The organism is Gemella sp. 27098_8_149 (assembly GCF_041433745.1).
Lineage (GTDB): Bacteria > Bacillota > Bacilli > Staphylococcales > Gemellaceae > Gemella.
In genome coordinates this window covers 34,348-47,927 of record NZ_JAPWCB010000008.1, presented here as the reverse complement: position 1 = coordinate 47,927, position 13,580 = coordinate 34,348, and the positions used below count along the sequence as shown (strand labels likewise).

At 31.5% G+C, this 13,580-nt stretch carries 10 protein-coding genes and 1 pseudogene; 4 read left to right on the top strand and 7 right to left on the bottom strand.

Annotation, left to right across the window (positions count from 1 at the left end):
* Window positions 1-181: 181 nt before the first annotated feature.
* Window positions 182-403 (top strand): annotated as a pseudogene (locus tag O3801_RS05020) (IS481 family transposase); the annotation flags it as partial.
* A 653-nt stretch (window positions 404-1,056) separates the two neighbouring features.
* On the opposite strand, the gene O3801_RS05015 reads toward O3801_RS05020, so the two are convergent.
* On the bottom strand, window positions 1,057-3,111 hold the full coding sequence (locus O3801_RS05015) for a heavy metal translocating P-type ATPase (RefSeq protein ID WP_371454279.1): 2,055 nt from the start codon (window positions 3,109-3,111) through the stop codon (window positions 1,057-1,059).
* Between the two features lies 1 nt (window position 3,112).
* Window positions 3,113-3,394 (bottom strand): DUF6110 family protein, encoded by a 282-nt coding sequence (locus tag O3801_RS05010; protein ID WP_294681694.1) that lies wholly within the window; start codon window positions 3,392-3,394, stop codon window positions 3,113-3,115.
* A 588-nt stretch (window positions 3,395-3,982) separates the two neighbouring features.
* Here O3801_RS05010 and O3801_RS05005 point away from each other — a divergent pair.
* Genes O3801_RS05005 through O3801_RS04995 form a run of 3 tightly spaced genes read left to right on the top strand, consistent with a single transcriptional unit; the run spans window position 3,983 to window position 6,063 of the window.
* Window positions 3,983-4,912, top strand: coding sequence for an SAM-dependent methyltransferase (locus O3801_RS05005; protein WP_371454278.1), 930 nt, complete (start codon window positions 3,983-3,985; stop codon window positions 4,910-4,912).
* A 21-nt stretch (window positions 4,913-4,933) separates the two neighbouring features.
* Window positions 4,934-5,503, top strand: a complete 570-nt coding sequence (gene mnmM / locus O3801_RS05000) for a tRNA 5-(aminomethyl)-2-thiouridylate-methyltransferase MnmM (protein ID WP_371454277.1) — start codon at window positions 4,934-4,936, stop codon at window positions 5,501-5,503.
* Window positions 5,491-6,063 (top strand): CYTH domain-containing protein, encoded by a 573-nt coding sequence (locus tag O3801_RS04995; protein ID WP_371454276.1) that lies wholly within the window; start codon window positions 5,491-5,493, stop codon window positions 6,061-6,063. Before mnmM ends, O3801_RS04995 begins: the two co-directional genes overlap by 13 nt.
* A gap of 772 nt (window positions 6,064-6,835) precedes the next feature.
* Here the strand turns inward: O3801_RS04995 and O3801_RS04990 are convergent.
* The 5 genes from O3801_RS04990 to O3801_RS04970 form a co-directional block, all read right to left on the bottom strand.
* The gene (locus O3801_RS04990) at window positions 6,836-7,867 is read right to left on the bottom strand and encodes a hypothetical protein (protein ID WP_371454275.1); all 1,032 of its coding nucleotides are present in this window, start codon (window positions 7,865-7,867) and stop codon (window positions 6,836-6,838) included.
* Window positions 7,861-9,012: a hypothetical protein gene (locus O3801_RS04985; RefSeq protein ID WP_371454274.1), complete on the bottom strand. Its 1,152-nt coding sequence runs from the start codon at window positions 9,010-9,012 to the stop codon at window positions 7,861-7,863. Before O3801_RS04985 ends, O3801_RS04990 begins: the two co-directional genes overlap by 7 nt.
* 1,229 nt (window positions 9,013-10,241) lie before the next feature.
* Window positions 10,242-11,270, bottom strand: a complete 1,029-nt coding sequence (rfbB, locus tag O3801_RS04980; protein ID WP_371454273.1) for a dTDP-glucose 4,6-dehydratase — start codon at window positions 11,268-11,270, stop codon at window positions 10,242-10,244.
* Between the two features lie 68 nt (window positions 11,271-11,338).
* On the bottom strand, window positions 11,339-11,911 hold the full coding sequence (gene rfbC, locus O3801_RS04975) for a dTDP-4-dehydrorhamnose 3,5-epimerase (protein ID WP_371454272.1): 573 nt from the start codon (window positions 11,909-11,911) through the stop codon (window positions 11,339-11,341).
* 181 nt (window positions 11,912-12,092) lie between these two features.
* Window positions 12,093-13,502, bottom strand: a complete 1,410-nt coding sequence (locus O3801_RS04970) for an oligosaccharide flippase family protein (RefSeq protein WP_371454271.1) — start codon at window positions 13,500-13,502, stop codon at window positions 12,093-12,095.
* Window positions 13,503-13,580 lie beyond the last annotated feature (78 nt).

Sequence of the window (13,580 nt, the reverse complement as noted above, 5' to 3'; positions counted from 1 at the left end):
TAAACAAGTTTGATATTATTGTAACTCTATTATGTCATATAAATGTTGTAATAACAATGTTTATATGCTTACTGATATAGTAAAATTGCAGTGTTATAATTGATGTGAGACAAAGATAAAAAAAGAAGAGCAAATCCTGTATAATGAAATTACGACTAATCAAAAAAAGGAATTTACTCTTATGAAAACTATTATAACAGAAAACTTACAAAATACACAACGATATATACCTCATCCTTTAGAAACAAGACTAGCCGCTGTAAAAATATATCGAAATAATAACTCTATTAACTTTATCTGTAGCCGTTACAAAGTTTCTAAAGCATCTTTAATACGTTGGAATAGAAAATATAATGGAGCCAAAGAATCACTTATGGATAAGTCTCAAAAACCACATTCTCCCTAACTGGTGGTGGTACTATAGGCCACTCATATACTATATGATTGGAGTAGCTTTCTCTTACAATAAAAATGTCCTGAAAGATTTGATCTATAACTCAAAAATTTTATTTTTGATAACTCTTATAATTAGTACACTGTCATATAATTTTTTTGATATACATTTAGAATCTATGCTACATGTTAATATCTTCATTGTAGTTATCACAACATGCATCTTTTCATGGTTGCTTAATCTAGATATTAATGTGAATTCAAAACTTAGACCTGCCATCATTTTCGTATCAAATAACACTTTATTAGCCTACCTACTTTCATATATTATAGATAATATTACATATCCTTTTGTAAATCAGATTACTAATATGAATATGAGGTTCAGTCTGTTTCCAGTCGTCGTAGTCCTGAACTTCATACTGACTATAATCCTTGTTATAATTGTAAGAATTATCTTATCAACCCTTTCGAAATCTATAAAACTTGTAAAAAGATAGTTTCACATTATTGTGAGACTATCTTTTTACTATTTCTTCCAATATTAAAACAAAAACTCGAATCTAGATTTCCCTAGATCCGAGTTTTATTATTTAGTTTACATATTCAAAAGAAGAGTCACCTTCTTCCTAACATAATCAGCTCATCACCTTTTGATCTTTTCTACTTAATATTAAAATTCTTAAGTACGATACTAAATGTTGTTAGATTGTGCAGTAATGCTAGTAAGTTCGATGGTAATACATTTATTAATCCTAAGAATATCAGTGAACTATTAATCGATACGGTACTCTTAACATTGTTGCTCATTTGTGCACGTAGTGTTTTTGAAACATCTGATAATAGTAATAATGAGTTTAGTGAATCTGATTTTAGGACAACATCACTAATTTGTTTTGAAAGATCAGCACTTTCACTCATAACAATACTTACGTCACTTTCTGATAATGCTGCTGAGTCATTCAGACCATCACCTATCATTAGGACGCGTCTTCCTTGTTCTTTTTCACTCTTAATATATTCAAATTTCGTAACTGGTGTCATACTTGTATGTACTTCATCAAAAGTTACATCTTTTAAAATTTTCTTAGTTCTAATTTCATTATCTCCTGTTAGAAGAACTACCTTTTTACCTCTATTTCTAAGTTCAGTTAATACTGCACTAGCTTCATCTCTTAATGGGATATCTACACAGAAAATTGAGATTAATTTTCCTTTATACCCTAAGAATAATAGATTATATTGTTCTTGTTTTTCGGCTATAATTTGTTCTTGCTCAGCAGTAACAACTACATCTTCGTCTTTTAGCAATTGTCTACTTCCGATAACTACTTTCTCTCCGTCGATATGAGATACTATCCCTTTTGAAGCAATGTGATATAGCTCTGTATGCATCTCTTCATGCTCGATTCCATCTTCTTCCGCCTTACTTACAACGGCACTGGCAATCGGATGATAGATATGTTCCTCTAAACACGCTCCAATTCTAAGAACTTCTTCATAAGAATATTCATAAAATGGTAGCACTTCCTGAATATACGGTTTAGATACTGTGATTGTTCCTGTTTTATCAAAAACAAATGTATCTATATCCTCATATTTATCAAGGGTTACTGAATTTTTCACCACAATTTTTTGATCAATTAGGTTTTTTATAGTAGTTAGATATGCTACAGGCGTTGATAATTTCAATGCACATGAGTAATCTACTAGTAAGAACGACATCGCCTTCGCGAATGATCTTGTAAATAAATATGTTAGTCCCATCGCTAGGAAATTATATTTTACTATACTGTCAGCTAATTTGATATATTTGTAATGATATGTATCCTCTCTACTTTCAGAATCTTTCATCAGTTGAATTAAATGTTGGATACGACCATTAACTTGTGGATTTTCTACTTTTAGCTTAATCTCACCGTTAACAACTATCGTGTTAGAATAAACTTCATCTCCAATATTCTTCACAATTGGGAAACTCTCTCCTGTCAATGAACTTTCATCAACACTAGCTCCCCCACTCATCACAATACCATCAAATAAGATTTCATTTCCTTCTGAAACTAGAATTATATCGCCTTTTTTCACCTCTGCACAAGTTATTTTTCTATTACCTTCTTCTTCAACAAGCCAGATTTCTCTATCCATAGAAGTTAGACTTTGTTCTAGTACTTTTACAGATTTTTTCTCAGACCAATTGTTTAAAGCTTCTCCTAATTCCAGGATGAACATAATAGAACTTGCCGTTTCACGAGCACCTGTTGCTAATGAAACTAAGATTGCTGCAGAGTCCAGAGTTTCCATAGTAATTTGCTTGCGTCCTAATAATTTCAACGTATCTTTTAAATATCCTGATGCTTTCCACCATGTATGAATAGCTCTTAGTGGTAACGGCACAAATAATTTAGACATTGCACGCCAAAACATGGCATCTACAATTATTGAATAAGGACTTTCTTCAGCTACTACTACTGGATTTTCATAACAGTCTCTTACTTTTTCTTTATCTACTAACTTAAAGAATTCTTGTAAACAACTACCATGTCCCTCTTTAAATATAACAACAAAAGTGTACTCATCTTGATAAAAGTTCACTTTTTGTATATTCTCGATTTTTGATGCCTGTTCTTTAAAATATACTTTTACATCTGGTGTTAAGCGAAAATTAGCTCTAACTCTCGCTCTTGCACTTGAAAGATGTAGTATTTTAAAATCCATTTTATTTTTCCTCTAATTCTTGAAGATTGCTTTCTCTTTTTTCTTTTTCGTATAAGTCTTTAGCATCCGCTACAACATCATCAGCATGTTGCTTGATGTTTGATACTGTTCCTTCTACTCCATCTTTTGCTTTATATAATTTTGATAAAACAACTGAGTAACCTTTCTTCGCATCCTTACTTGCTAAAAGTTTAAGACCTAAAGTTCCGAATGCTACTCCTCCTGCGAATACTCCTGGTGTTTTAAGTGCAGCTTTTGCTACTTTTAATGCTTTGATTGACATATTTAATTCCTCCTTATATACTTTGTATTTATATTATTATATCACTTTAGAAATTATATGTAAATCCTAATATATCAAGCTTTATCTAATATTCTTTGGTATTCTAAAGACTTCATATTCTGAAAATATTTTTACTTCATAAATCGTTTGTATAGACAAAAATTTAATATTTTATTCTAACTAAACTATTTTTTAAAATCGTATTATCTTAAAGTTTTAACAATATATTTCACCTATATTTCATAATAATTTAACTCTAAAAACACCATATCTCATAAATCTTCACAAGGGAAACATAAATTTCCAAGGAAATATTTCTTCTCTTTACTGTAGTGAACAATCTTGTTTATTAATATAAGATTTATCATTATTTTTTACACAATCGGCAGTTATACTAGATTGAATATTTGAACAATGAATTAATAATATTGAAATAAGTATTTTTATCAACTCACAACTTAATTTATGTTATAATAGCTATGTTATAGAAAGAGGTTGACTCGACAAAATTAGTTTCCCTCGAAATCACAATTTTTGAGTCACGATATTTAAGATTAAATAGACTAAGTACACAATAAGGAGAACCCCATGATTTATATTATTGGACTTGGACCGAATGATAGTTCAAACATTAAAGAAAATATTAAACAACTTTTATTAGATAACACTAATGCTAAGGTTATTGCGCGTACTAAGGAGCATCCTGCGATTTCTTTCTTGGAAGAGAATAATATCACATTTGAAACTTGTGATAGATTTTATACAGAAAGTGAAAATTTCGAAAATACATATAACGGTATTGCGAATTATATTCTTAAAGTTGCTGAGAATAACGATGTAATGTATCTTGTTCCTGGGCATCCTATGGTCGCTGAGTTGACTACTCAACTGCTTATAAACAGTGATAAAGACGTGAAAATCGTTGGTGGAGAGAGCTTTTTAGATTCTTGTTTTAACACGGCTAAGTTCGATCCTGTGGAAGGATTCTCTCTTGTTGATGCTACTGCACTTGAGACGTTAAGACAGGTTAATCCGTTGCAACACCTACTTATTACTCAATGTTATGATGATTTAACTGCGGCTAATGTCTCTGACGAACTTATGTCATTCTATCCTTATGATCATGAGGTTACAGTTATTGAGCAAGCTGGTGCAGAAGACGAGAAAATTTATACAGCACCTCTACATGAACTATCAGCTGCGGTTGGTGAGGATGTAAATAATCTACGCGCTTTATATATCGCACCATTAAAAGATGGACTTAGCTTTAATATCAAAGACTACACTAAAGAATTCGATGAAAATGATGAAACTACAGAGGCTGATTTAGTAGAAAAATTAGAAAAACTTGTCGCAGGTCTTAAAGCAAACCTAAACCATAAAGAAGACTATACAAGTGGTAATTCGAAATTACTAGCTGAGATTATTAATACATCACTTGACTTTACAATAGCTAGCGACAACTACTACGAACTTAGCGATATTCTTTCTGAAATGAAAGCAGACAGACAAAAATAATTTTATAATAAGGACAATAATATGGATAAGGTATTAGCTTTTAGCAAAAAATTATTAAAAGAAGTTATTGATAAAAATTCAGTCGTTGTTGATGCTACTGCTGGAAATGGGAATGATACATTGTTTCTAGCGAAGACTTCAGCTAAAAAAGTCTATGCGTTTGATATCCAACAATTGGCAATAGAAAACACTAAAAAACTAATCGAAGAAACTGAGCTGACGGATAAATGCGAGATTGTTCTTGATTCACACTTTGATTTTGATAAGTATATAGATGAAAAAATCCGTGCGGTTGTCTTTAATCTGGGATACCTACCAAATGCAGATCATGAGATAACTACTCTAGCCGAGACAACACTTGCAACGATTAAAAAATTCTTATTCCACCTAGAAATTGGTGGGAGAATTGTAATAGTTGTCTATTGGGGACATGAGAACGGTAAGGTAGAAAAAGAAGCATTGTTAAATGAACTTCAAAATCTTGATCAAAAAGAAGCCGAAGTATTGGTTTATCAATTTATTAATCAGAAAAACAACGCGCCATTTATTATTGCGATTGAAAAAAGAAAGGAAATTTCATGCGAGAAATAGAAATAGAATTTAAAAATTTACTAACAAAAGATCAATATGATATACTATTTGAAAAATATGACTTAAAAAATTCTGAAGAAATAATAAACAAAAATTTCTACTATGATGATGCAGATGAAAGTTTCAAGAAAATCGGGGCTGCGCTGAGAATTCGCTATACAAATAAAAAAACAGAGATGACTCTAAAGGTAAAAGGTGAAACTCAGAATATTGAGATAAACGTGCCTCTTGATGAAAGGTATCCAAAAGAGCCAACGATACTGCCAATTTTACCGAACGAAATTATCGCTGAACTAGAGCGAATGAATGTGAAGATCAAAACTCCTATGCTGATTCAAAAAATCGAGACATTAAGACACGAAGTTGCTTTAAAAGAGGGCTTATTGGTACTTGATGAGACAACATTTATCAACGATATCATCGATTATGAATTAGAATTCGAGACAAAAGATTATAAAACAGGATTAGTCGCATTTGAGAAATTATTAGAAGAAAACAATATCGACAAGAACCCTGCAAAACCAAAAATAGCAAGAGCTGTAGAGTATTCAAAAAGATAAAACTAAATAGAAATTTAAAAGCCTCCCATATACAGGTTGGGCATGATTCGACAAAATCTTGTTTCTCTGAAATCACGATTTCGAATCACTTCCAGCAATATGGGAGATTTTTTGTTATAACTTATTACGGGTGTGAGGGAGCACTTCCCCCTGATTCCAAAATGGAAATTTTGACCTTTTTTTCCATTTTGAACTTACTTTTTCTTTCCAAAATGGAAATTTTGACCCTTTTTTCCAGTTTGAACTATTTTTCCAATCTCAAATTGGAAATTTTGACACTTTTTTCCATTTTGAACTCTCTTTTTCTTCCCAAATTGGAAATTTTGATTCTTTTTTCCATTTTGATTAATAAAAAAATCTGGGAAACTACGAGTCGGGGCTGACAAAAAGGTCCTAAACTTAAACAAAGTGTATATGAAAGTTCATAGACGCAGTGGTTTATTGATATCTAAATTCACTTTATAAAAGCTTTTTAGATATCTAATAAACTGTGCGGGGGTGACTCGACAAAACCGATTTCTACGAAATCATGATTTTTGAGTCACTCCCACTCCTTCTTCCCAGATCTTTATTTTTTGTATATACAAATATCCCGAATATTGAACCACAGCTTCTTTTTATCTGTATATACAAAAATACACCACATACCCTTTTTCCGGTTATTTGTATAGACAAATTCTCGCGTATTGATTTTATATATACTACCAAGTTAGACAACTACGTTTCCTATGCTATATTTGTATATACATATCCCTCGAAAGATAAATCTATCCTATTCTTCTTTGAACTTAACGCCATTATCTTTTAGTTTCTTGATAATGCCTATTCCGATACCATCTAGTTTTTTCAGTTCTTTTTCTGTATAACATTCGATAATTTCTTTATTATACAATTCTACATCGATGAATTTGTTCAATTGTTTTTCCATACCTTTAAAAACAGGATCTTCTTTCATATCTTCTTTAGACACAGACTTACGTCCTTCAACAATCAGTCTTTGTTTTTTCTCTATATCTTCTCTATAGAATTTCTCTAACAATTCATAATGATATTTATTAGTTAAATATTCTTTAGCGATATCAGCTGCAAAGTGCATTTCAAAAGCTTTTTCCTTATTATCATCTTTCGCATTACCAGAAGCTCCTACTATATAATCTAAAACTTTATTGAATCCACCTTTAAATATATTACCTACATACTTATTAAGTTTTTTAAGTTTGGTCATATAATAATGTGCTTCATCAAATCTTTCTTGATTTATACCAAAGATACTTAACAATAGCAATGTAGCTTCTGATTCTTCATAATCGAAACAATCGATATGATCCACTAATGAATTCTCTCTATCTAGTCGAACATACATAAGCGTCAAGAGATCAATAACCTCATGGAAATCACTTGGATTCGCCATCAGCATAAGTTCATAGAGTTTCGCAGCTTCTTCATTCATTCCAGCCTTACTATAATATTCAGCCAAAACATCCGCTATTATCATCTGTTCAGAATCTTCATCATTATCTGAATACATGATATCCTCTTCTAACTCTACAGCTCTCTCAATAGCGTCTTTATTTTCCTCGTGAAGTTCACGTAAGGCACTAATTTTATCAACAACACTCATGTCCCCTTCGTCAATCGCATCAACATAATCACTAAGAGAAGCATCTATCTCATAACCTTCTCCGACTAAATTGTAAATACGCTCAAATACCTCGGTAGCCTCTTCCTTACTAGAAAAATGCTTCCCTTCAGTTTTCAAAAACTCTTTAAGCAATATTTCGAATTCTCTATCATGTTTTACCATAAGTCATCCTCCATAAGATCCATCTGGATATCAAACTCACTATCATCGGCGAACATTACACCGTTTAAATGTAGGTTCCTGATAGTCCCCTTACCTAAACCTTTTATTTTAAGAAATTCTGACTTCGTGATTTTCAAGAAATCCTCTTTCGTTAATAAAAAGTTCTCGTGCATAATTTTTAATTCCGTATCTCTAATTGCCATAAACGATTTATCACGTTTCATATCAGCAACTGTTATTTCTTTACGATCTGCATACTTATCCAGCTCGTCTCCAATTACATATTCACTTTCTCTTACATGCATAAGGAAGTCGAAATAATACTCTTTATTTATGAAATAATCAAATTTTATAACCGTATTAAGCGCATCTAGATATTTACAATCATCATCCGTACTGAACTCTATCAGTTTAGGATTAGCAATTCTATCTAACACATCCGAAATGTATTTATTATTTTTTATCAATTTTTTGTAAAATGCGACAGCCTCTTTCTCCTCACCTTGCATCAAGTGATAGAAGACTTTCGATAATAAAACTACATCATCATTTTTACCGCGCTTGTTCATAAGTTTATAGTAATGGTTAAGCATTGTAAAATCATTTAATATCAGGCTAGCTACGATAAAATTATGATACATCGGCACTAAAATTTCATCAGCCATATCTAAAGCCATATAAAAAGGTTTATATGCATCCCAAACTTTGCTATATAGCTTATTCCCTAAATAAAATTCCGCAAGATGGTGGCAAACTATTAAATGAAGATAGTTAATCGGAAATAGTTTACCCTCGACATAACCTTCTTCAAAGGTGTATACTTCATCTTTTAGGCGTAGTAATGCTAATTCTATTTCATATTCTGTACAGTCTTTACTAACAATTTTCCAGACTCTAGCATCCACATTATACTTACATAAAGCTATTGCATCTTCAATATACATCGCATAATTAGGATCATCAATATTCTCAATAAATTCAGTAAAAAGTCTCATCGATTCCTTAAAATCAGATTCAATCTCTTCAGATGAGAATTTAATCCTACTATAGCCATGATTAAGCTCGAAGTCTCTATACGTTTTGTTCCTAATTCCTGTATATCCTTTTTTATTGACAGGAAATTCTATAATTTTTTTATTATTCATGTCTGCCCCCCCTTTTTTTCTTGAGTAAATCTATAAAAATTACAGAGATTTTATCAATCAACTTTTGTATGAAAATTTTTATAAAATTCACCCTTCCTTCAACTTTATTCTACACTATATTTTAATATAATACAAACTTAACAACTAGTAAAACATCAAATATGAAGAATAAAAAATAATTTATAGTTGTTAACAGAAATAAAAAAACTTATCTCGTACTTAACAAGATAAGTTTCCCTATAACTTCACGTAATGACCTATAATGATAAAACAAGGGAAATAGATAGTCGTTCTAGCTCACGACGCACATATTTCACTTGTGTGTGAATATTAAATATTAATATAAAAAGCCAATTGAAATAGCAGTTCAATTGGCTTTCGTGATGAAATTTGATAGACATCATTCACTTCTTATAGTCTATCCCATGTCTTAGCTATTAACTCAGCGTAAATCATCTTCACTTATGTCTAATATAAATTGATACCTTGCCTGAAATGAGGTGGTTATATGAATACTAGTATTTTGCAAATTCTTGTTAATATATTATCAGGAATACTAATCCTAATATATAATATTATCCTCTTAATTTATATCAACTTACTTTTAGACACAGCTCATAAATTCCACTCTATACGTGATTTTCACCACTAATCTGATTAAAATCAAAATTAAGGCTTATATTAAAAAGTATTATTACTTCCTATTCACTTGTCTATACTTTATCACATATTTCTAGATCATGTCAAACAATTTTCATTTAAAATCACTGTTCTTTTTTCTTGACAACCACCTTTTTTATTTTCTGTTTACATAATCTTAAAAATGCAATTTTAATCTCAATATCAATAAGAAAACCTTTTCCAACATGACTTCTAGTGCTATAATAAAGATAGGCTACTAGCTCCAAAAGGAGGTGATGAAATGAAGATAGACATTACCCAAATCCTTGTGAATTTGTTATCAGGAGTTATACTTCTTTTAATAGAATACTATCTGCTAAAAGATAATCACGGGAAGAAGTAGCCATTTTAGCTCACGACGCACATACTTCACTTGTGTGTGAATATTAAATATTAATATAAAAAGCCAATTGAACTAGACCTTCAATTGGCTTTCGTGATGAAATTTGATAGACATTTCCCATTCACTTTCCTATATTTTAACACATACCTTTTCTTATTGTCAATTAATTCGAAGATCTCCTCCATCATCACTCTGCCGACTCTTATTACTGTCCATTTTTAGCGTAATTAGCTTCTACTGCTTCTTTTTGCTCTTTCCACCAAGATTCATTTTCTTCATACCAACGGATAGTATCAGCTAATCCTTGACGGAAGTTTGTGAATTGTGGGTTCCATCCTAATTCATCGCGTAATTTGGATGCATCTATTGCATAACGTAGGTCATGTCCTGCACGGTCATTTACATGTTCATAAGCATTCTTATCTTTCCCCATTAACTCAAGAATTAACTCAATAACAGTCTTGTTGTCCTCTTCTCCATCTGCACCGATTAAGTAAGTTTCTCCTATTCTACCTTTTGTCAGGATAGTCCATACTGCTGATGAATGATCTTCTGTGTGAATCCAGTCTCTTACATTCTTACCTTCACCATATAGCTTAGGTGTGATTCCAGATAGTATATTAGTTATTTGTCTTGGAATGAATTTCTCGATATGTTGATATGGGCCGTAGTTATTTGAACAATTAGAAATAGTCGCCTTAAGCCCAAAAGAGCGCACCCACGCTTTTACAAGTAGGTCTGATCCTGCTTTTGTTGATGAATATGGGCTTGATGGATTATAAGGTGTTTCAGCTGTAAATTTCTCTCCTACTCCTTCACCTTTTCCTGGTAAATCTTCACGTAAAGGAAGGTCCCCATATACTTCATCTGTAGATACGTGGTGATATCTAACATCATACTTGCGACAAGCTTCTATTAGAGTATATGTCCCAATAATATTCGTATGTAAGAATGGATAAGGATCTTTTAGTGAGTTATCATTATGAGATTCAGCTGCATAATGAACTACTGCATCAGTCTTACTGACAAGTTTGTCGACTAATTCAGCATCCGCAATATCACCAACAACTAGTTCAAATCTATCCTCTGGAAGACCAGTAAGATTTGCTCTATTTCCCGCATAAGTCAATTTATCCAGAACAGTCACATGAATATCTGGATGATTATTTATAACATAATGTACAAAGTTAGAACCGATAAATCCAGCCCCACCTGTTACTATAATATTCTTCATCTTTTTTACCTTTTTAAAAATATTTAACACAAGATTACTGATAATTTCTAAAGCAATCTACTCTTCTTTTACACTTCCCCATACACAAAATCATTGCTCTTCTCAAATTCTTCGAATGTAGGAAGGTTTCTATCTTTATCTGAAATAATCGCTTTTGATAAATCAATCTGCCAGTCAATTCCAAGCTCTTTATCATCGAATGCAATACCTGCATCAGCTTCTGCATTATAATAATTATCACACTTATACATGAAGTTAACATTAGGTGTTAATGTCGCAAAACCATGAGCAAAACCTCTAGGAACTAAAAGTTGCCTTCCGTTATGTTCTGAAAGTATAAAACTCTCCCGCTGACCGTATGTTGGGCTGCCTTTTCTAAGATCCACGACCACATCTAATACTTCCCCAGTCACTACACGAATAAGCTTTGTTTGTGCAGCATCTCCTCTTTGGAAATGTAAACCACGAACGATACCTGCTTCAGCTGATAATGAGTGATTGTCTTGAACAAAGTTAAAATCTATACCTAGTTTTTTATACTTCTCTACAGAATAACTCTCCATAAAGAAACCACGCTTATCTTCAAAAACATCAGGCTCTATTATTTTCACATCTTTTAATTTTGCATCAAAAACCTTCATCCCAAACTACTCCTATTTCATGATTAGACAAATTCTTTTCATTCTTAATTATACTGTATTTAGTGGTTTTTTTCTAATGGAAATTTCTTTAGATTTCAACAAATAAATAATAAAAAACCAACCGAGATTAAACTCAATTGGTTTTCTATAAAATATATAATTATCTTCCTGAATTAAGCCTCTACTTAAGCATTGCTTTCATCTCTCTGATATTAACAGTTTTTAGTAAGAATATCATTCCTAGATAGCTGATACCTCCAACTGCAAGGTAAATTACTAATCCAATAATTCCGTCTAATCCTAATGTCATTTTACACAACATCACGGCCCCAAACATTACAAGAGATGACAATATGATTTTTGCTAAATCTTTATTAAACAATAATTTCTTGTTAATAATATTACGGCTATAATACCACTGAATAGCGAATACTAGTATTTCAACAACTACAGATGTTATACTCGCTCCAATATATCCGAAAAACGGAATAACAGCAATATTAACAGCCACACTGATAAATGCAGGAATCGTGGTTGATAACATGTACTCCTTGTTTTTATTTCTAACTACCAATACTTGGAAACCTAGAATATTCGTCCACCCTACAAGCATAATGTTAAATGCAATAATGTACAGCATATACTTTACATCTTGGAAGTTCTCCCCTAAGAATAATTTAACGAATACCTCATTTACCGCAATAAGTCCAAAAATCATTGGAAAAATTATAAGATTATACAAAATAAATGAGAATTTCACCATATTTTGTGCTTCTTTCTCTTTTCTTTCTGAAAGAAGATTCGCAACTCTCGGTAACATAACAGCTCCCAATGAGTTAACTACTGTAAGAAGTATACTTATTAACTTTTGCCCTTGTTCATAAATCCCAACATCTGAGTATGATCCTAAAAATCCAAGTAAAGTTCTATCTAATACAACATAAAGTGATATCGCCACTTGCGGTAGAAATAACAGTATGGTAGGACGTAAGTTTTCCTTTATGCTCTCTAAATTAAAAATTGGTCGCCTTAAAAACTGCTTTGCAGGTATCCACATTACAAATTGCCCTAAAAAATCAAAGACTACAATTAAAAACACATAGAGATATAGATCTTCACTACTTTTTATAAAAGTAAAGATACTTATTACTCCTGTCACTTTAACAACAGTATTTCTCAGTGTAATTTTTTTAAAATCTTCTTTCCCTGAAAATAACCATGATATATCTAGCATCTTCGTAAGTAGCACAACTCCTAAAATTAATGAAATTGTTGTACTCATTTGTGAAATACTGAATACCGCTATTAAGTAGACAGACAGCGCTAATAAACTTGCGACAAACTGAATTGCATAGATATTCCAAAATGTACTATTCACATCACTTGCAGCAGCTATTTGCTTCGTACCATATATACCAATCCCTAACATCGCAAATAATGAAAAATAACTCACAATAGAATTATAAAATCCATAGTTCCCTAGATCCTCACTCGTAAAAATTCTAGTTACATATGGAACTGTTATTATTGGTAAAATAATAGTTAATATTTGATACGAAAGATTATATAAATAATTTTTTATTATTTTCATTATATTTCCTCAGCATATGTAATAAACTCTAAAAATATAGAGTAACCACACTTCATAAAATACCAACTACTATACACT

Bases quoted from the DNA above. Each gene is read 5' to 3' on its own strand.
- O3801_RS05015 (WP_371454279.1), bottom strand. From the start codon at position 3,111: ATGGATTTTAAAATACTACATCTTTCAAGTGCAAGAGCGAGAGTTAGA.
- mnmM (WP_371454277.1), top strand. From the start codon at position 4,934: ATGGATAAGGTATTAGCTTTTAGCAAAAAATTATTAAAAGAAGTTATT.
- O3801_RS05010 (WP_294681694.1), bottom strand. From the start codon at position 3,394: ATGTCAATCAAAGCATTAAAAGTAGCAAAAGCTGCACTTAAAACACCA.
- O3801_RS04985 (WP_371454274.1), bottom strand. From the start codon at position 9,012: ATGAATAATAAAAAAATTATAGAATTTCCTGTCAATAAAAAAGGATAT.
- O3801_RS05005 (WP_371454278.1), top strand. From the start codon at position 3,983: ATGATTTATATTATTGGACTTGGACCGAATGATAGTTCAAACATTAAA.
- O3801_RS04970 (WP_371454271.1), bottom strand. From the start codon at position 13,502: ATGAAAATAATAAAAAATTATTTATATAATCTTTCGTATCAAATATTA.
- O3801_RS04995 (WP_371454276.1), top strand. From the start codon at position 5,491: ATGCGAGAAATAGAAATAGAATTTAAAAATTTACTAACAAAAGATCAA.
- rfbC (WP_371454272.1), bottom strand. From the start codon at position 11,911: ATGAAGGTTTTTGATGCAAAATTAAAAGATGTGAAAATAATAGAGCCT.
- rfbB (WP_371454273.1), bottom strand. From the start codon at position 11,270: ATGAAGAATATTATAGTAACAGGTGGGGCTGGATTTATCGGTTCTAAC.
- O3801_RS04990 (WP_371454275.1), bottom strand. From the start codon at position 7,867: ATGGTAAAACATGATAGAGAATTCGAAATATTGCTTAAAGAGTTTTTG.